At 63.2% G+C, this 19982-nt stretch carries 16 protein-coding genes; 6 read left to right on the top strand and 10 right to left on the bottom strand.

From position 1 onward, the window contains the following. Positions 1–19: 19 nt before the first annotated feature. From U5A65_RS11595 to U5A65_RS11575, 5 genes are all read right to left on the bottom strand, one after another. Positions 20–1360, bottom strand: coding sequence for an APC family permease (locus U5A65_RS11595; RefSeq protein WP_321914524.1), 1341 nt, complete (start codon positions 1358–1360; stop codon positions 20–22). An 8-nt stretch (positions 1361–1368) separates the two neighbouring features. After that, positions 1369–2205 carry an acetamidase/formamidase family protein gene (locus tag U5A65_RS11590; protein WP_321914523.1) on the bottom strand — a complete coding sequence of 279 codons (837 nt, stop codon included), beginning with the start codon at positions 2203–2205 and terminating at the stop codon, positions 1369–1371. A gap of 190 nt (positions 2206–2395) precedes the next feature. Then, positions 2396–2992, bottom strand: coding sequence for an ANTAR domain-containing response regulator (locus tag U5A65_RS11585; RefSeq protein ID WP_321946326.1), 597 nt, complete (start codon positions 2990–2992; stop codon positions 2396–2398). Then, entirely contained in the window at positions 2989–4134 is a 1146-nt protein-coding gene (locus tag U5A65_RS11580) for a transporter substrate-binding protein (RefSeq protein WP_321946325.1), read from the bottom strand. Before U5A65_RS11580 ends, U5A65_RS11585 begins: the two co-directional genes overlap by 4 nt. Before the next feature lie 245 nt (positions 4135–4379). Continuing rightward, a complete protein-coding gene (locus tag U5A65_RS11575; RefSeq protein WP_321946324.1) occupies positions 4380–5192 on the bottom strand; it encodes a GntR family transcriptional regulator in 813 nt (270 codons plus the stop codon). A 95-nt stretch (positions 5193–5287) separates the two neighbouring features. Here U5A65_RS11575 and U5A65_RS11570 point away from each other — a divergent pair, with 95 nt between their 5' ends. The 3 genes from U5A65_RS11570 to U5A65_RS11560 all read left to right on the top strand — a co-directional run bounded on the left by U5A65_RS11570 (position 5288) and on the right by U5A65_RS11560 (position 8462). Then, positions 5288–6070 (top strand): SDR family oxidoreductase, encoded by a 783-nt coding sequence (locus U5A65_RS11570; protein WP_321933452.1) that lies wholly within the window; start codon positions 5288–5290, stop codon positions 6068–6070. A gap of 64 nt (positions 6071–6134) precedes the next feature. Beyond that, complete coding sequence (locus U5A65_RS11565) at positions 6135–7067, top strand: 3-keto-5-aminohexanoate cleavage protein (protein WP_321933454.1); 933 nt, start codon at positions 6135–6137, stop codon at positions 7065–7067. 96 nt (positions 7068–7163) lie between these two features. Beyond that, on the top strand, positions 7164–8462 hold the full coding sequence (locus U5A65_RS11560) for an MFS transporter (protein ID WP_321914517.1): 1299 nt from the start codon (positions 7164–7166) through the stop codon (positions 8460–8462). Positions 8463–8641: 179 nt separating this feature from the next. Here the strand turns inward: U5A65_RS11560 and U5A65_RS11555 are convergent, their stop codons facing one another. Beyond that, positions 8642–9502: a 3-keto-5-aminohexanoate cleavage protein gene (locus U5A65_RS11555; RefSeq protein WP_321914516.1), complete on the bottom strand. Its 861-nt coding sequence runs from the start codon at positions 9500–9502 to the stop codon at positions 8642–8644. Between the two features lie 358 nt (positions 9503–9860). Here U5A65_RS11555 and U5A65_RS11550 point away from each other — a divergent pair, with 358 nt between their 5' ends. From U5A65_RS11550 to U5A65_RS11540, 3 genes are all read left to right on the top strand, one after another. After that, positions 9861–12296, top strand: coding sequence for a membrane-bound PQQ-dependent dehydrogenase, glucose/quinate/shikimate family (locus tag U5A65_RS11550; RefSeq protein ID WP_321946323.1), 2436 nt, complete (start codon positions 9861–9863; stop codon positions 12294–12296). Between the two features lie 78 nt (positions 12297–12374). Continuing rightward, positions 12375–13415, top strand: coding sequence for a porin (locus U5A65_RS11545; RefSeq protein WP_321946322.1), 1041 nt, complete (start codon positions 12375–12377; stop codon positions 13413–13415). Between the two features lie 164 nt (positions 13416–13579). Beyond that, the gene (locus tag U5A65_RS11540) at positions 13580–15121 is read left to right on the top strand and encodes a methyl-accepting chemotaxis protein (protein WP_321946321.1); all 1542 of its coding nucleotides are present in this window, start codon (positions 13580–13582) and stop codon (positions 15119–15121) included. 84 nt (positions 15122–15205) lie between these two features. On the opposite strand, the gene U5A65_RS11535 is transcribed toward U5A65_RS11540, so the two are convergent. The 4 genes from U5A65_RS11535 to U5A65_RS11520 are packed head-to-tail and all read right to left on the bottom strand — an operon-like array spanning position 15206 to position 19893. Continuing rightward, a complete protein-coding gene (locus U5A65_RS11535) occupies positions 15206–16168 on the bottom strand; it encodes a VOC family protein (protein WP_321946320.1) in 963 nt (320 codons plus the stop codon). Between the two features lie 15 nt (positions 16169–16183). Beyond that, entirely contained in the window at positions 16184–17422 is a 1239-nt protein-coding gene (locus U5A65_RS11530) for an alpha-hydroxy acid oxidase (RefSeq protein WP_321946319.1), read from the bottom strand. Between the two features lie 29 nt (positions 17423–17451). Continuing rightward, positions 17452–18375 carry an SMP-30/gluconolactonase/LRE family protein gene (locus U5A65_RS11525; RefSeq protein WP_321946318.1) on the bottom strand — a complete coding sequence of 308 codons (924 nt, stop codon included), beginning with the start codon at positions 18373–18375 and terminating at the stop codon, positions 17452–17454. 21 nt (positions 18376–18396) lie between these two features. After that, positions 18397–19893, bottom strand: a complete 1497-nt coding sequence (locus U5A65_RS11520; RefSeq protein ID WP_321946317.1) for an MFS transporter — start codon at positions 19891–19893, stop codon at positions 18397–18399. Positions 19894–19982 lie beyond the last annotated feature (89 nt).

Genomic DNA, 19982 nt, shown 5'->3' with positions numbered 1-19982 from the left:
CAAAGTCGCCAGGCGCACGTCACAGCTCCATACTGACGCCTCGCCGGAACAGACGGGTGTTGACAAGGTAGTAGACAACTCCGGCCGCAAGCCAGGCCAGGCCGATCGCCTTTGCTCGCCAGTCCATCAGGAACAGGACGTAGCCGATAATAAAAAGGCCGATAAGCGGAAACACCAGATGGAGCATCCATCGCTTCGATCGCTGCCGGATCATGAAGTGATTAATGACCGACAGATGCAGTACGAAGAAACCCGTCAACGCGCCAAAGTTGACGATGCTGCTGAGTTCATCGATCCGCCCGAGGAAAGCGAGGCCGACCACAAGCGACACAACCGCGACGAGAATCGTGCTCACGTAAGGCGTCTGGTACTTGGGATGAACCTTGGAGAGCACGTGTGGCAGCTTGCGATCACGACCCATCGCGAACAAGATCCGCGAAATGGCCGCTTGCGCGACAAGCGCGTTGGCGATTCCCCACGAAAGCGCCGTGGCCCAAATGGTCGCGTAGCGCAGCGCGGGGCCCCCTGCAATCGCCGCCGTGTCATAGAACGCCCCATCGGTACTGGAAAACGTCGTTCCACGCGCAAGATCGACCGCAACCCACGTCTGCAGGATAAATAGCGAGCCCACCACCAGCAGGGCCCAAAGCGATGCCTTACCTACGCTGTCAACCCCGTCCCTGCTCTCCTCGGACAACGTAGAAATGCCGTCGAATCCCAGAAACGAAAGGACCGCGATCGATACGGCTCCGACCACCACTGACACACTGAACTTGTCCGCATCGTAGAGCGGTTTCAATGTGAGACCCGTGGGATGATCGCCCGAATAGAGTGCAATCAGACCCAGCACGATAAACACGGCGAGGATGATGCCTTCAGCCACGAGGATGTACCGGTTCGCCTTCGCGGTGAACTCCACGCCAACGAAGTTGATCAGCGTGTTGATGCCGATAAATCCCACTAGCCACAGCCAGTCCGGCACTTGCGGGAGGATCGGCCGCAGCGCCTCGGCGCTCACGAGATACAGAAGCGCCGGAACGAGAATATAGTCGAGCAGGATCAGCCAGCCCGAAAAGAAGCCAACCGTCTCATGAATGCCACGTTGGGCGTAGGCGTAAACCGAGCCAGCAACCGGGAATGCCCGTGACATCGCCCAGTAACTCATGGCGGTGAAGAACATCGCGACCATGCCAATCAGATAGGCGAGCGGCACCATGCCTCGCGCGTCCTGATAAACGTAGCCGAAGACACCGAATGGCGCGATTGGCACCATGAAAATCATCCCGTAGATGACCAGATCCCAAACGGTGAGTGCGCGCTTGAGCTCCTGCGTATATCCGAATTCTCTTTCGATTGACATAGTGTTTCCTAGAGGACGATTCCGAGCTGCTCCGCGATCGATTTGGGCAGTGCGTAGCGGCATGTTTTCTGAGGGTCAACGACCTGACAGATTTGCAGATCGCCGGCGACTGACAGCAAATTGACTGCGTCATCTGTCGAGAGCCCCGTCTCACCTGCAATGAAACTGACCATATTGCGCGCAGCCAGATTGGCTGCGTCATCCAGCAAACGAGCGGATGCGATCGTATAGAGGGTGTCCGCCGTCTGGGCCATCGGTGTCGGGAGCACACGGTCCCTGAGCACTGAAATGCTGACGGTGACTTCGCCGGCTATCTCCATCCCGCAAACGGAGACTTCGCCGTCTCCCATGGCGGCATGCAAATCGCCCAGTGCCAATAGTGCGCCGGGCACGTTGACTGGCAGATACAGGGTCGTGCCTTCAGTGATGATCTTGCAGTCCATGTTTCCGCCGTGCGCGTCCGGAACGCCGCATGACACTGAGTCACTGGACGGGGCCGTGCCGATGACACCGATCATCGGGTTGAGCGGCACGCGTACGCCTTGGGGCAGCGTGCCGAAGCCACCTTCCACGGGAATCACGCGGATCGACGGCGCCGTGATCTCATCGCCGCAGACTCCGAGGCCCGGCGCCGTCATCATGACCGCCTGCTTGCCAAGTACGATTCGTTCGATCTGAACGGCGAGGACGTCCCCGGGTTGCGCGCCGTCCACATAGACCGGGCCCGTCGCCGGATTGATGCGACTCCAGTCGAGCCCGGTGTACGGTGTGTCGGCGGATCGGATCTGATCCTCGAAGCAATCACAGGTCTCGAATACGACCCGCTCGCCGTCCTTTACGGTCAAAGCGGGAGCGTTCCCCGGGCCCATTGCATAGATGAGGTGGTTTCTGCTAACTCGATGCACAACGATTCCTTTCTCTTTCAGTTCTCAACGGGCGATAGCGCCTATTAGCCAAGCAAAGTTAGACGTATATAGGATTACTGATTAGCGAGGCCTATCTGGTTCCGTTGCCTTCCGGCTCGCCCTCAGTCGTTCATGATGACGCGAGGCGCACGGCGGCTGCGTGATGGAGAATTTCCTCGCTCACCTCGACCATGCTTCGATGCGTGGCCATTGCGCTTGAACGCAGCCGTTCGTAGCCTTCTTTCTCGGTGAGGCTGTGTTTCCCGACCAGGTATGCGACGGCCTGCGCGACGAGCGGATAGCCCTCGATCTTTTTCTGCAGTCCGGTGTTTCGCGCCTGAAGTGCGCTAATCCGCTCGCCGAGCGCAAACGCCATCATGAGTGCGGTATAGACCGCGCCCTGCGTGATCGGCGGATGCAGCATCGCCGTGGCGCCGAGCGCCACACCGCGCTGGATCTGCGAAAGCGTTTCCTGGCGCGTCAACGCACAGATCGGCACGCCCTGTGCACGCAGGCGCTCGGCAACGGATGGACTGTTGAATGTGTCCAGTTCGACGATGGCGGCGAAGCAATCGTCGATTGACGCTGGCGTGTCGCCGTGCACGGTGAACCAGCGGATACCGAGCCGCTGAAGACTCTTTTCGAGGCTGGCCAGATGGCGTTCGCTGCAGTCGACCAGCGCGACGCGCTGGTGTCCGAAGTCTGGTGCGTTGATGGTCGGCTTCATTTCACGATTCTTAAACGCGGGCGGGTCGAATCGACCGACAAGCTTTCGAAGGTTCTCAAGTCGGTTTGGGTCAGATACGGGTCCGCCTCGATCGGATGAGGTTCGGTGTGAACGATGCGAAAACGGTTGCCCGCGAGTTCGGCGATATGGCAAGGCAGCGCACCGTGGTTATTGCGTGAGCAAAGCTGGATCGCGCCGATTGAGGTTGCAACAGGCCTCTCATAGAGCCAGGCAAGCAACTGGCCCGGGTCGTCGTTGCCACACGCCGCACGCGCCTCTGCAAAGAGTTCGATCGAGACATGCGCGCCGGTGTAAAAGTGGGACAGCCGCATTTGCCCGTGCCCAGCGTACTGCCGCCGCGTGAATTCCGGCGCGGACTCTTCGAAAAACGGACCGGCCGTCAGGAGCGACAGCGCCTCCAGCGGACCGATCTTCTCCAGTTCGGCTTCCGTCAGGTCGTAACTGAGCACGGGCAGGCGCAGTCCGAGGCGCTGGCTCGCTGCATCGAGCGTTTGCAGGAACGCATATGACGACTCGCCAACCAGATTGTTGAGAACGAACGCGGGCGGACGGACCAGGAGTGCGTCGACGAGTTCGTCGATACCCGTGGTCGAACCAAGGTGCAGATAGCGTTCGCCCAGCACCTCGCCGCCCGATATCCGCAGCACTTCGCGCGTAATGCGGTTGCTCTCCCACCCCCAGACGTAGTTCGAGCCGATCAGGAAGGCGGTTTTGCCGTATGCGTGCAGGGCGTATCGCAGCAGAGGCAGCAGAGCCTGATTCGGCGTGGCGCCCAGATAAACGACGTTTTCGTTGCTCTCGAAACCTTCGTAGGAACAGGAATACCAGAGCAGCGCGCCGTGCTGCTGGAGGTCGGGAATGATGTCCTTGCGGCTCGCAGACGTCGATGCGCCGAAGATATGCCGCACGCCCTGCTCGAGCAAAGCGGCCGCGCCGTCGCGATAGGCTTCGGCCCCGCCTCGCGGATCGTATTCGCGCGCGCACAAACGGAATCCATAACGGCCCGAGCGGTTGATACGATCGATAGCATGCCTCGCACCGGCGAGCGAGCTGCGGCCCAGGCACTCGTAAGTGCCTTTGCTCGACCATAGCAGTCCAATCGGAACGTCTTCAAGCGTCAAGTTATTGTTCTCGCAATAAAAAAAGCCTGAACCGCCATTCATGGCAGGTTCAGGCTTCGGTGCCTGTTTCAGCGAAACAAAGTCTTAAAGGCCTAACGTCGCCATGCTTTGCGTTTTCAGATATTCAGCAAAATCGTTGCTCACGCAACAACGCGAGCGGATGATAAAGCAAAAGCGCGAGTGTATCCAATAGGAAATAACCCTTCCCGCAGGCAGCACATTCGGGCGGCCCCTCCAGCTTGCGCTCAGGCGTCGGACGACTCGGCCTTCGCACGCGCAGCCCGCGGCGGCTTTGCCGGATTTGCCCGCTTTGGCGGCTTTGCCACTTTGGCGCTCGATGCCGCAACCGGGACCGCCCCGCCGGCATCCGCGCTGAGCAGCACGCCCGCCGACACGATATAAGCCGCCGCGCTTTCGATATCGCCGCGCAACGCCGCGCAGGCGGCGTCGCTATCGCCCTTGCGCAGCGCGTCGAGCAGCTTGTCGTGGTGCTTGACGGCAACGCGCTCGCCCACGCGCTTCGAACCTGAGCGCAGGTCGTAGTTGAGAATCGGCCCGATGCGCAGCCACAGCGTCTCGATCATCTGCAGCAGCATGGGCATGCGCGCCGCTTCGTAGATGGCGAAGTGAAACGCCTGGTTCATCGCGATCACCTTCGCACCGTCGGGCTTCGCCTTTTGCATTTCTTCGGCAAAGCGTTCGTGCAGCGCCTGCAGGCGCGACAGGTCTTCTTTCCCGATCCTTGCGGCCGCCTGTGCCGTTGCGAGTCCCTCCACGTTCACGCGGATCTGCGTGATCTCGCCGAACTGGCTGATGCTCATGGTCGATACGCGCAACGCCCGGTTGGGTGTGAGCTCGAGCACCTGCTCGGCCACCAGCCGGTGCACCGCCTCACGCACCGGCATCACGCTAACGCCAAGCGCCGTTGCGATATTGCGCAGCGAAATCTGCTCGCCCGGCATCATCTGGCCGGTAATCAGGAGTTCGCGCAGTTGCGCGTAGACGTCACGGCTGAGCGTTTGGCGCGTCAGCGGGGTCACGAGTTCGTTCAGAGCCATGACCGGATCATAGCACATAGGGTATGCCCGATATGAGATCTGTGATCACAGTTATAACATTCAATCCGGTCACGATCTATTGACGGAGAGAACACATGTGGAAGGATGAATCGCTTGTCGGCAAGCGCGTGCTGGTCACGGCCGGCGCGGACGGCATCGGACTGGAAATCACGCGAGCCTTCGTGGAAGCGGGTGCGCGCGTGGCCGTCTGCGACGTTGCGGGGCAAAGTCTGGAGCGCATCGCGGCCGAGTTGCCCGGCGTGCTCGCCATCAAGGCGGACGTCTCGAACGAAGGCGACGTCGCGGCGCTCTTCGAGCGCATTGACGCAACGCTCGGCGGTCTCGACGTGCTCGTCAACAACGCGGGCGTGGCCGGGCCGACCGGCGGTATCGAAACGCTGACGCTTGCCGACTGGGAACGCACGCTCGCCGTCAACATCACCGGCCAGTTCCTCTGCGCGCGGGCCGCGGTGCCGCGCTTGCGCAACGGTCGCGCGCCGGCAATCGTGAACCTCTCGTCGGCAGCGGGACATCTGGGCATGCCGGGGCGCTCGGCCTACTCGGCCTCGAAGTGGGCCGTGGTGGGCTTTACGAAGTCGCTGGCGCTCGAACTCGGGCCGCAGGGCATTCGTGTGAACACCGTGTTGCCCGGCGCCGTCGACGGCCCACGCATCCGCGCCGTGATCGCGGCCAAGGCGGCTTCGCTCGGCAAGCCGCTCGAGGACGTGACGCGCAGCTACACCTCGCAGGCCGCACTGGGCCGCATGGTGACCATGCGCGACATCGCCTGCATGGTGCGCTTTGCCTGCAGCGATCAGGCCGCGAACGTGCACGGCCAGGAACTCGTCGTCGACGGCCTCACGCAGGCACTCAGCTAGGTCGTCGCGCTCACGTCGAACCGGGCAGCCGCCCCACCCCAATCAGGAAGAGCAAGGAGACCCCATGGCCAAGCGAGCCAAAGCCATCATCACCTGCGCGCCCACCGGCGCGATCCATACGCCGAGCATGTCGCCGCATCTGCCCGTCACCGCCGACGAGATCGCCACGGCAGCCATCGACGCCGCTCGCGCCGGTGCTGCAGTTCTGCACCTCCACGCGCGCGACCCGCGCGATGGGCGGCCCTCTCAGGACCCCGAACTGTTTCGCCCGTTCCTCTCGAAGATCAGCGCGGCCACCGACGCGGTGATCAATATCACCACGGGCGGCAGTCCGCATATGACTGTCGAGGAACGCATGCGTCCGGCCACCACCTTCAAGCCAGAGCTGGCGTCGCTCAACATGGGCTCGATGAACTTCGGCCTCTTCCCGATGCTGGAGCGATTCAAGGATTTCGAGCACGACTGGGAGCGCGAGCATCTGGAAAACAGCCGCAACCTCATCTTCAAGAACACCTATCAGGACATCGAGAACATCCTGCGTATCGGTGCGGCGAACGGCACCCGCTTCGAATTCGAGTGCTACGACATCAGCCATCTTTACAATCTCAAGCACTTCGTCGACCGGGGTCTCGTGACGGGCCCCGTGTTCGTGCAGACGGTGTTCGGCATTCTCGGCGGCATTGGCGCGGACCCCGAGGACCTGATGCACATGCACCGGACAGCGCAACGCCTGTTTGGCGAGCGCTTTCGCTGGTCGGTCCTCGGTGCGGGACGCAACCAGATTCCGCTCGCGACCATTGGCGCCGCCATGGGCTCGAACGTGCGCGTGGGTCTCGAGGATTCGCTCTGGATCGGGCCAGGCCAGCTCGCCGCGTCGAGCGCGGAACAGGTCTTGCGCATCCGCGCCGTGCTCGACGCCCTTAACATCGATGTGGCAACGCCTGCCGAAGCGCGCGACATACTGGAACTGAAGGGCGCGACGGACACGGCGTTCTGAATCTACTGAGCTGCCTGTCCCGACCGCCCCTTTCAACTGACCACCCGGGTCGCCACGCCGGCACAAGCCGCCGGCGTGCCTTGGAGACTTCCGATCATGCCTACCGCTCATGCTTGCGGCGCCTCGCTGTCGCGCCCGGCCGATCGCACACTGACCGCATTGCTGTTTCGCAAGCTGATGCCGTTGCTCGTGCTGGCCTACGTCATCAGCTTCGTTGACCGAACCAATATTGCGCTTGCCAAGGCGCACATTGCCGTCGATCTGCATATCTCGGCGGCCGCGTATGGGCTGGGCGCCGGTCTTTTCTTTCTGTCCTATGCCCTGCTGGAGGTGCCGAGCAACCTCATCATGCATCGCGTGGGCGCGCGCTTCTGGATCGCGCGCATCATGGTGACGTGGGGCGTGCTTTCGGCCGCGATGGCCTTCGTGCAGGGGCCAGTCTCGTTCTATGTCATGCGTGTGCTGCTGGGTGCGGCGGAAGCGGGCCTCTTTCCCGGCGTGATGCTGTACCTGACCTACTGGTTTGGTCAGGAAGACCGCGCACGGGCCATTGGCTACTTTCTGCTTGGCGTGTGTCTCGCCAATATCGTGGGCGGGCCGCTGGGCGGCGCACTGCTGGAAATGGACGGGATCCTGGGCTTCAAGGGCTGGCAGTGGATGTTCCTGATCGAAGGCGTGCCCGCAATCCTGCTCGCATTCGTGGTCTGGAAGAAGCTGCCTGACGGCCCGGAATCCGCGGCGTGGCTCACCCCGGCGCAGGCGCAGGAGGTGCGACAGCGCCTCGGCACCGAAACCGGGAGCCATGCAGCCACCGGCGGGCACACGTTCCTTGGTGCGCTGCGCGATGGCCAGGTGTGGCTCGCGATCTTCATTTACTTCTGCCACCAGATCGCCATTTATACGGTGATCTTCTTTCTGCCCGGCATTATCGGAACGTATGGCAAGCTCACCCCGCTGCAGATCGGCTCGCTCAATTCGCTGCCGTGGGTCGTTGCAGCAGTAGGTGCGGCATGGTTGCCCCAATACGCAAGCACGGCGCGCCGCGGACGGCTGCTGCTTGTCGTCGGTCTCGTCGTCATGGCCGCTGGCATGCTGCTCGCCGCGTCGAGCGGGCCGGTCCTTGGCCTCGTCGGCTTCTCGCTCACCGCGCTGATGTTCTTCGTCGTGCAGTCGATCGTGTTCGTATTCCCGTCGTCGCGGCTCAAAGGCGCGGCGCTCGCAGGCGGGCTCGCGATCATCAACACGTGCGGACTCGTGGGCGGCTTCGTCGGGCCATCGGTCATGGGCGTGATCGAACAGACCACGGGCAGCACGCGCTACGGACTCGTCGTCATCGCGGTGCTGCTGCTCGTCGCGGCTATCGGTGCGCCGTTCATGCGGCAGGGGCACGAATAAGCGTCGCCACAGGGGTCGTTCTGCAACACGGCCACCCGAACGCGAAGGCTCGCAAACACGATGCCGCCATTCCAGGCGGCATTTTTCGTTTGCGCGCGCTGACACCCACCATGGGATGCGAGACGCCCTGATCGCTGGGCGGGCCCCGGCGGATCAAAGTCCTGCAATGCTCGCAAACATCACGAACTCGCCTGATCACCCACAGGCCTAAGCGCCAGAATCTCGCGAGCCTGTTTCGCCGTAGCAACCGGCCGCCCAAATTCGCCGCACAGCGCAGCCACTCGCTCAACCAACTGAGCATTGCTTTTCGCGAGCGTGTCCTTATCCCAGCGCACGTTGTCCTCGAGACCCGTGCGGCAGTGGCCGCCCATTTCGAGCGTCCAGCGGTTCACCTCCAGCTGATGGCGACCAATACCCGCGGCAGTCCACGTTGCCGTCGGCAGCAGCTTGTTCAGTTGAGCGACTTCGAATTCAAGGATTTCGCGCCGGGCTGGCAATGCGTTCTTCACGCCAAACACGAACTGCACGTGCACGGGCTCCTTCAGGAGCCCTTGCTGAACCAGATCCACGGTGCTGTACAGCATCGCCAGATCGAAGATTTCGATTTCGGGCTTCACGTCGAGGTCGAGCATCGTCTGCGCTAGCGAGCGCACGAAATCCGGCGGGTTTTCGTAGACGATGGTCGGAAAATTCACCGAGCCGGTGGCCAGCGATGCCATATCGGGTCGCAAATCGAGCATCGCGCCGCGCTGCTCGAACGAGCGCCCGCGCCCGCCCGTCGAAAACTGGATGACGATGTCCGGGCAGTGCTTGCGGATGCCTTCCTGAAGCGCTGCGAAACGGCTGCGATCGGAACTGGAGCGCTCCTCTTCGTCACGCACATGCAGGTGCACGAGTGTCGCCCCCGCCTCATAGGCCTCGTGCGTACTTTCGATCTGCTCTGGCACCGAAATCGGCACGGCCGGGTTGTCCTTCTTGCGCGGCACGGAACCCGTAATGGCGACGGAAATGATGCAGGGCTGCTTCAAGGTCGAACTCATCGTGACACCTTTTTCCATGTACAGACATCAGGCTATTTGCGCCGAAGGAGCACTGAACACAAGCAGCCCGAGTCGCCCAAGGATAGGCTGACGCCGGTCGGACAGCAATATTTCGAACAGCCGTGGCGCGCGTTTATCGCACGCGCGCGTGCGATAAACGCTCACTTGCCGGGTTTGCACCGAGAGGCAGCCTACCGACTCCTCCTTGCCCGTCATAACTTAGTGATACGAAACAATCGAGTTGTCTGGACCGGCAAGCACGAGCGTGCCGACCTCCCCCCGATGCAACTTCTCGGGCGAACTCGCCAATTTAATCATAAAATGTACCACTTAGTTAATTTAGGCGACTTACACTGGTATGTCCAAGCAAGCGAACACAGAACCGATCCCCGCTCCGGCCCGGATCGGCTTTACCCTGGCAGGTCTCGCCGGCCTGCTCCTGGGGCTTTACTTCACCATCGGCGGCAGCATGCTCATCGCTCGCGGCGGCAGCGGGTATTACCTGCTGGCGGGTCTCGCGCTCTGCGCAACCGGCGTTCAGCTCGCACGGCGCCGCTCCAGTGCGTTCGTCATCTACCTCGTCCTGCTGATCGCCACGGCGCTATGGGCCGTGTGGGAAGCCGGCTTCGACTTCTGGCCGCTGAACACGCGCATCTTCATGTTCTCGATGATCGGCATGCTGCTCGCGCCAGCCTGGCCCGCGCTGCGCCGGGGCGAAGGCAAGACGCCGGCGCGCGGCGCGGCCTGGGGCCTTGCCGCCGTGCTGCTCGCCTGCAACGTCGCGTTCGGCTACGGCATGTTCGTCCCACACGGCAAATTCGGCGCCGAAACGCCCACGCCCACGGCCGGCAACACCGGCACCGAAGACTGGACCGCCTACGGCCACTCGGCCGGCGGCGACCGCTTCGCGGGCAATGCGCAGATCAACCGCGACAACGTGAAGAACCTTCAGGTTGCGTGGACCTTCCACACCGGCGACACGCCGATGAGCCCCGACGGCGGCGGCTCGGAAGACCAGGAAACCCCGCTGCAGGTCGGCAAGACGCTGTTCCTGTGCTCGCCGCACAACACCGTGATCGCCGTGGACGCCGCCACCGGCACGCAAAAGTGGCGTCATGAATTCCCGACCAAAACCACGGTTTGGGTGCGCTGCCGCGGCCTCGCCTACTTCGACGCGACGAGGCCGCTCGTGCAGCCCACCGTCGCCGGATCGACGCCGGTGTCGCCGATTGCCGCCCCGGCCGATGGAACCGATGCGGCCGCCTGCCGCCGTCGCATCTTCATGAACACGATCGACGCGAAACTCGTCGCGCTCGACGCCGACACCGGCAAGCTCTGCGACGATTTCGGCGACCACGGCATCATCGACCTGAAGGCGGGGCTCGGCAAAGCGAAGAGTCCGCTGTACCAGCTCACGTCCGCGCCGACGGTCGCGGGCACGACCGTGGTCACGGGTGGCCGGGTGGCCGACAACGTCTCGCTCGACATGCCGGGCGGCGTGATCCGCGGCTTCGACGTGATGACCGGCAAGATGAAGTGGGCGTTCGATCCGGGCAATCCGGACGACCACGCCGAGCCGGCGCAGGGCAAGATCTTCACGCGCTCGACGCCGAACGTGTGGGCGCCGATGACCTATGACGCGACGTCGAACACCGTCTACATGCCGGTGGGCAACGCTGCGATCGACCTCTGGGGCGTGAAGCGCACCGCGCTCGACGAGAAGTACGGCGCGTCGATTCTCGCGCTCGACGCCACCACAGGCGCCGAAAAGTGGCACTTCCAGACCGTTCACCACGATCTCTGGGACTACGACGTGCCGATGCAGCCCACGCTCATCGACTTCCCGATGCAGGACGGCAAGCGCGTGCCGGCCCTCATCGTCGGCACCAAGATGGGCCAACTGTTCGTGCTCGACCGCCTCACCGGCAAGCCGCTCACGAAGGTCATCGAGCATCCGGTCAAGCCCGCCACGATTCCCAACGAGCCCTACGCGAAGACGCAGCCGCTCTCCGTGGGCATGCCGCAGATCGGCGCCGAAGTGCTCAAGGACTCGGACATGTGGGGCGTCACGCCGATCGACCAGCTCATGTGCCGCGTGATCTTCCGCGGCATGCGCTACGACGGTCTCTTCACCGCGCCGGACACCGACCGCTCGCTCAGCTTCCCGGGCTCGCTCGGCGGCATGAACTGGGGCGGCCTCTCGTACGACCCGAACGCGGACATGATCTATGTGAACGACATGCGCCTCGGTCTGTGGGTCCATCTCGAGAAGGCAAAGAACCGCAGCGGCGCCTCGGACGGCAACGAAGCCGTGAACGCCGGCATGGGCGCGGTGCCGCTTGGCGGCACGCCGTACTCGGTGCTCAAGGACCGCTTCTTCTCGCCGCTCGGCATTCCGTGCCAGAAGCCGCCGTTCGGCAGCCTCACTGCCGTCGACCTGAAGACGCGCCGCATCGCATGGCAAGTGCCGCTCGGCACGGTGAAGGACACGCGCCTCTACGGCGTGCAGATGCAGATGCCCTCGCCCATCGGCATGCCGACCATTGGCGGCTCGCTCACGACGGGTGGCGGCCTCGTATTCTTCGCGGCGACCCAGGACTACTACCTGCGCGCCTTCGATAGCTCGACGGGCAAGGAAGTGTGGAAGGCGCGTCTGCCGGTCGGCAGCCAGGGGACGCCGATGAGCTACACCGTCGACGGCAAGCAGTACATCGTCATTTCGGCGGGCGGCGCGCGCCAGTCGCCGGATCGCGGCGACTACGTGATTGCTTACGCATTGCCTGATCAGAAGTAAGCGTCGAACCAGACCGTATTCGGGAGGGTCGCCATGCCGATCGCCGGTGTGCCGCGCCCTCCCTTTTCTGCTTTACCCATGCGTCATTCTTTTCTCGTACCCTGCGCGTTGCGCTTTGGCGTCGCTGCAACCGCGCTCGTGGCTCACGCCGCCGCCGTCCACGCACAAAGCACCGTGACGCTTTATGGCTCGATCGACACGAGCATCGAAGTCACGAACCCTGGCGCGGGTTACGTCGCCCGCATGGATTCCGGTGCGTATCGCGGCTCGCGCTTCGGCGTGCGCGGCGCCGAGGATATCGGCGACGGCGTCAAGATTCTGTTCGACCTTGAAAACGGTTTCAGCTCCGCTGACGGCACCCTCGCCGTTGCGAACACCCTGTTCAACCGTCAAGCGTGGATCGGTGTCGGCACGCCCTACGGCACGCTGCGCATGGGCCGCCAATATTCGCCGATCTATATCCCGTTCAAGGGTCAGCTCGATGCATTCGGTGCTGGCACGATCGCCTCGGGCCTGAACAATCTCTCGAAGATCACGCCCTACGAAAGCAATGCGCTCACGTATCTTTCGCCCGAAGTGCACGGCTTTTCCACCACGATCATGGCTTCGCTGCGCGACGCAACGGATGGCGACGGCAACGGACTCGCCGGCCACATCGAAACGTTCTCGTGGCACGAAGGCTCATTGCGCCTCTCGTACGCGCACCAGCAAACCCACGGTAGCGGCGCACTGCGCGCGAACCAGGGCGGCGTCTCCTATGCGTTCGGCCCGTTGACCGGATTCCTTTCGTATTTCAACGGGGACGGCGGTACGCCGCGATATCACAACGATGGCGTGTCCGTCTCCGCGCGCTATGCGGCGAGCGCGCGTTTTCGGGCGTCGCTCGGCTATGCCTGGCTGCGTGACCGCTCAGGAGCCGACAACGATGCCGACCAGTTCAGCGCCGCATGCGAATACGATCTCTCGAAGCGGGTGCTGCTCTACGCGAGCGCCGGTTGGCTTCGTAATCGCGGGCAAGCGCAATTCACCCTGAAAGGCGTGAACGTGACCGGCCTTACGCCTTCCTGGCCCGGCGCTTCCGTGCGAGGCGTTCAGCTGGGGATGATCGACCGCTTTTAGACTGACGTTCGCCACAGCGGCGTTATTAACTATTCAGTATACAAATCGTATTCCATATACATCCCATACCCAGGGATAGCGAGCATTAAAGTCGGACCCCTCATGCCGATAGTGTTAACCAGTTGGTTAATTTAACCTATCGCCATCCTGCCTATCCGCCAGACATGAAAGTTTCGACCAAGCTCGCCTTACTTGCCGGCACCGCACTCATTGGTTTGCTTTGCATCGCCGCCATCACGTTGACACAACTGAAACAGGCGCTCGTCGAGGGCCGTCAGGAGCAGATCCAGAATCTGCTTCTGAAGGCCGAGCACCTGGTCCTTTACTATCAGTCGCTGGAATCCCAGGGGAAGATGACGCGCGCGGATGCACAAGCCGCGGCGAAAACCGCCATCGGTCAGCTGAATGCGAACAGTAAGAGCTACTTCTGGGTAACGACGTCAGACAGCATCAATCTCGTCCATCCCGTGGCGGACTTGATTGGCAAGAAGTCCGGCGGCAACCGCACGACTTCCGGGGACCTCACCGATACTCAGGCCTACGCCCAGGGACTCGCCGTCAACCATATCGCGCTCGTCGACGTGCTGATCCACCGCACCCCGACGAGCCCGCTGGAGCCCAAATTGCAGGGCGTCGTGGCCATTCCCGCATGGCAATGGTGGATCGGTACGGGGTTTTTCTACGACGACATCGACGCCGCTTTCTGGCGCGTTGCGCGGACCATGCTCGCCGTCTCCTCGCTCATCTTCGCGATGGTCGGCGTCATGGCATGGTCGATGATGCGTGGCATTCGCCGTGCGCTGGGCGGTGAGCCTGTCGACGCTGCCGAATTCGCCGCGCAGATCGCAGCCGGCAATCTCGCTGCACACATCGAGCTTCACGCTGGCGACAGATCGAGCCTGCTCCACGCGCTCAGCGAAATGCGCGGCAAGCTGCGAGAACTGGTTCAAGGCATTCAGCAATCGAGCGACTCGATTGCAACCGGCGCGTCGGAGATCGCGCACGGCAATACCGACCTCTCGCAGCGTACCGAAGAACAGGCGGCCTCGCTGGAGGAAACGGCGGCCAGCATGGAGCAATTGACCGCCACGGTGAAGCAGAATGCAGACAACGCCCGGCAGGCACGCCAGCTCGCCGCGCTCGCGTCCGACGCGACTGGCCGGGGCGGCTCCGCAGTCGACGAAGTCATCCTGACCATGCGGGGAATTGCCGAAGAATCGAGAAAAATCGAAGAGATCATCGGCACGATCGAAGGCATTGCATTTCAGACCAACATTCTCGCGCTCAATGCGGCCGTCGAGGCCGCGCGCGCCGGCGAGGAAGGCCGCGGATTCGCGGTCGTCGCCGGAGAGGTCCGCGCGCTCGCGCAGCGCAGTGCGTCGGCTGCGAAGGATATCAAGGCGCTCATTGGCGCTTCGGTGGGACGCGTGGACGAAGGTACGGGCCAGGTCGCGCTTGCGGGCGAAAGAATGAAGGAGATCGTGCATTCCATCACGCGCGTGAGCGACATCATGGGCGAGATTGAATCGGCCTCCGTCGAGCAAAGCACGGGCATCGAGGAAGTCAATCGCGCGGTTTCGCAGATGGATGAGGTCACCCAGCAAAATGCGGCGCTCGTTGAAGAGGCTGCCGCGGCCGCCGCAGCGCTCGACGAGCAGGCGGCACGGTTGCGCGCGACAGTCGGTGCGTTCAGGCTTGCGCCGTGAGCGCTAAGCGCGCGCGATGACCGTGCTGCGCAACTGAGCAGGCAAACAGGCAGCTTTACAGGCGGCGCCGCTTGAGGCGTCGCTTCAAAACGCGCCGCCGCGCGAATCGGCGCCCTGTTGATAGTGGCGGTTGGTCTGTTGCGGATTCCGGTTGACCAGTGGCCGTGCATAAAGCGGGTGATGCAAACTCCGCACTTCGTGTTCGAGTTCGAAGCAACGCGCACCCGATGCAGGATTCACGATGCTGGCAAAGCGGAACTGATGGGGCTCTTCACCATAGACCACGCCGTGTTCGGCCAGACGCGCGTACGGCTCCGAAAAACTCGCGGCGTACACCGCAATGTGATGCCCGTCGTACTCGGGAATCGGCTCTGAAGTTTCCACATAGAGCAGTTGCTGATGCGTTCCGACGCCGATCACGGCGCACTGCGCGCCGTCCTGGTCCTGCACGGCAACCGGCGTGCGGAAAACATCCCGATAAAAGTCGGCGATCTGGGCAGCGCTGCCGACCGGCACATCGAGCTTGACGAACGCCATTCCCAAATCGATTTTCGACCACGGAGCCGAGTCCGGGCGGCGCTGGGGATCGAGGCAGTGATAGCGATTCCCCCATGGACAGGTCACCTCAACGTAGCCAGCGTGTTCGGCCCATGCGAACTGCGTGTCGCTGAGCAGCGGCGCAACCGCTTGCAGGCGCGTGACGAGCGCATCCAGCTCACCGACGACGATACCGACGCTGCCTCTTACGCGCTGTGCTTCTCCGGTCGGCAAATGAACCTGCGATCGGCCGATATTGATCCACATATTGTTCACGCCGGTCATCATGAACGGGTCGCGCGTGAGCCCGAGACCGCTCACGTAAAAGGTGGTGGCGAGAAGCTGGTCAGGCACCCGAAGATTGACGTGCTCGAGCAGAATCAGGTTACCTGTATCGTCGGCTGCGTAGATATGTTCCATTGGGTCGGCGTGGCGATCGGGAGCTGTTAAAGGAACCGCGAGACGTCCTGCAAAATTATGCCGCATCACGGCACAGGTTCCGCCAAGCATTCAGGTTCGCATTTTTCAGCCGACGCGTCGAGTCATATGGCTCGCGCCCAGTTCGTCGGGCCGGCACACGCCAAGCAGGGCCATGTTGCGCATCATCTCGGCGGCGACGATCGCAAACGCATGCAGGATGCCCGCCTGCCCGGCCACCGCGCCCGCGTAATTGAACGGCCTGCCGATAAAGACCGCCCGCGCGCCCAGCGCGAGCGCCATGAGCACGTCGCCGCCGCGCCGGAATCCGCTGTCGATCATCACGGGGCACGCGTCGTCCACGGCGGCCACCACGGCAGGCAGCGCGCGCAGCGGCGCGATCGATCCGTCGAGCTGACGCCCGCCATGATTCGACACGATCAGTCCATCGGCCCCAAGCTCGCGGGCGCGGCGCGCATCGTCCGGATTCAGGATGCCCTTGACGACAAGCTTGCCTGGCCATTGCTGCCGGATCAGCTTCACATGCTCCCAGTTCAGATGATCGCGGGCGCCGAAGTCGCGCAGCACGTTCGACGAAAGAATCGGCGCGCCGCGCGCCGTGCGCGAGTTTTCAAAGTGCGGCATGCCGTGCCGCCACAACGTGCGCAACGCCGTGCCCAGCAGCCAGCGCGGGTGCGTCGCGCCATCCCACGCCAGCCGCAGCGTGGGCCGCAGCGGCGTCGAGAAGCCCGCGCGCAGGTTGTTCTCGCGATTGCCCGACACGGGCACGTCGGCGGTCAGAACCAGCGTGCGAAAGCCCGCATTCGCCACGCGTTCGAGCAGCGCCGAGATCTTGTCGGGCTCGCCGGGCACGTACATCTGAAACCACGCCTGCGGGTTGGCCGCGCAGATCTCCTCCATGCGGATGAGCGATGAGCCGCTCATGATCATCGGCACATTGGCGAGCGCCGCCGCTTGCGCCTGGATCAGGTCGCCACGATACGCCGTGAGCGCGCTGATGCCCATGGGCGCGATGCCGAAAGGCGCCGCATAGGTTTGATCGAACAGCGTCGTTTCCAGCGTGCGCTTCGACGTATCGACGAGCACGCGCGGCACCCAGTCGTAGTCCTCGAACGCGCTGCGATTCTCGCGCAGCGAGCGGTCGGTCTCGCAGCCTCCGCTCACATAGGCGAAGATCGGCGGCGGCAGATGGCGGCGCGCCATGACTTCGAAGTCCGCGAGCGACAACACGCGCGCGAGACGCCGCGGAATGTGCGGTGACGCCGCGTCGCGCGGCGCGGTGTGATTGGCGAGCGGATAGTCGCGCAGGTTGAACGTATCTGACATGATTCCGATGCGAGGTCGAACGGCCGGTCTCAGGCGACGCGCGGCAACGCAATGCCGGGCACGCCAACGTCGGCCACGAGCACGCTGCCGCTCTTCGATTCGGTGATGAAAATCTGCTGCCGCTGCGCTCCGCCGAAAGCCAGATTGGTTACCGTCTCGCCCGCGCACGACTTCACGCGCGCAATGCATTCGCCATTCGGAGCAAACACGAATACCTGCCCGAGCGACGCGTGCGCGACGTACAGGTTGCCGGCTTCGTCCATCGCGAGTCCATCGGGGCCGCTCGTGCCAAAGAGCGAACAGAAGCGCCCCACTTTCGCGGTGCCACCGTTCGCGAGCAGCGGCACGCGCCACACCGCGTTATCGCGCGTCATCGCGACGAACAGCACGCGTCCGGACGGGTCGAGCACGAGCCCGTTCGGGCTCACACCGTTCGCAACCAGGCAGTCGAGACGGCCATCGGCGCTCAGGCGGTACACGCGGCCCGTCGGGTCTTGCAGGCCCGTTTGACCCTGGTCCGTGAAATAGATGTCGCCGTTGGCGGCGATCGCGAGATCGTTGCAGCCCTTGAACGATTCGCCGTTGCGCGACACCAGCAGCGGCTCCACGCGCCCCGATTGCGGATCGAGCTGCATGATGCCGTTGCGGTAGTCGGCAATCAGAATGCGGCCGTCCGGGTGAAACTTGAGACCGTTCGGCTCGCCGTCGTATTGGGCGACCAGCGTCCAGTCCCCCTCCTTGCCGATGCGAAAAATCCTGCCGAACGGAATGTCCACCACGTACAGGCGCCCTTGCGCGTCGAACGACGGCCCTTCGAGGAAACTGTCGACGCTCTGCCCTGCCTTGTTGGCGTTCGCCCATGCCGACGCAACAGCGCGCTGGCGAAAATGCTCGGGCATCGCGGAAAACACGCGCGTTTCGATAACGCGCGGCGGTTGATCGAGATAGAACATGTCGTAACCTTCTGCCTGGTGTTATCCGGAGATCTGTTCGAGACTCAGGCCACGCGAGCGCGGACCGAAGAACCCAATCGTCAGGACGACTACGAACATCGATCCTGCGATGAGCGTGAACACGCCCGCCACGCCCATATGCCGCAGAAAGAAACCGATGAGGAAGCCCGAGAGCATCGCGCTGATGCGGCTCGCCGAATACACGAGCCCGATGGCGCGTGCCCGCATCCGGGTGGGAAAGAGTTCTGCCTGATAGGTGCGATACGAGAACGTCATGCAATTGCCGGCGAGCGTCATCAAGAGACCCATCGCAACGAGCAGCGCGGGATCGCGCTGCTGCGCGAAAATCACGCCGAGCACGGCCATGGCGGCGGCCGAGCCCACGATCAGCCATTTGCGCTCCACGCGGTCGGCGATCAGCATGGAGAGCAGCGGCCCGAGCGGGCTGGCAATGGCGATGAGAAACGAATACCAGAGGCTGTGCGTGAGCGTCACGCCTTTTTCCGCCAGCAAGGTGGGCACCCAGCTCGCAAAACCGTAGTAGCCGATCGACTGGAAGAAGTTGAATACCAGCAGCATCACCGTGCGGCGGCGATAGCGGTTGCTCCAGGGGCCATCGTTCGACGCAGACTGACTCGTTGCTTGCGCAACGTTTTGCGCGCTCGAAGATGCGCTCGCCGCAGCCGGCAAGGGCTTGCCCGTCGCGCGTTCGATGCGCCGTTCGAGCCGCGTGACGATCGCCTCGGCTTCGGCCATGCGGCCGTGCTGGATCAGCCAGCGCGGGCTCTCGGGCAGCCCGAGCCGGATCAGCCAGACGAATACCGCGCCCGAGCAGCCGATCCACACGACCCAGCGCCAGCCGTCGTGGCCGAACGGCGCGATCGGCACCAGTTGCCACGACAGAAAGGCAATGGTGGGAATCGAGGTGTACTGAATCGCCTGCACGAATGCGAATGCGCGGCCGCGCAGGCGCGCAGGCACGAACTCCGAGACATACGCGTCGATGGTCACAAGCTCCGCGCCCACGCCAATGCCCGCGACCACGCGCCAGAACACGACCCATACGGGATCGCTTTGCAGCGACATCATCACGGCGGCGAACGTATAGCAGAGCAGCGCCCCGACGAACACGCGGCGCCGGCCCAGGCGGTCAGCAACGAATGCCACGCCAATCGTGCCGATGAAGAGCCCGAGAAAAAGCGCCGCGACGAAGGCGCCCAGGCCGCCCAGATCGAACAGCGACGCCGTCGTCTTCGTGAAGATGCCCGCCTTCACGAGCCCCGGCGCGATGTAGGCGGTGAGAAACATGTCATAGATCTCGAACCAGCCGCCCATGGCAAGCGCGGCGATCAACAGCCACACGGGCGCGCTGGGCGGCAGGCGGTCGAGGCGCGCCGAGATCTGGCGCGCGTGGGCGTCGGGTGCGAGCGCCGCGTGGGGTGCGGCGTGCGGTGCAAGCGCATCGTGGTTCGCGCCTGCCACGTCGTGCGCGTCGGCGGTGTTTGAATAGGGATGCATGGCCTCGTCTCCTGATTGTTGTGCTGGCGATGCCGCCGCGGCCCGGGCGGCATCGGCGGCCTATGCCGCGCGAAGGATTCGCTCGAAGC

Source organism: Paraburkholderia sp. J10-1, from assembly GCF_905220165.1.
In the GTDB taxonomy this organism is placed as follows: domain Bacteria; phylum Pseudomonadota; class Gammaproteobacteria; order Burkholderiales; family Burkholderiaceae; genus Paraburkholderia.
Note: the sequence above shows the minus strand (reverse complement) of the source record. Positions and strands in the feature narration are given on the sequence as shown.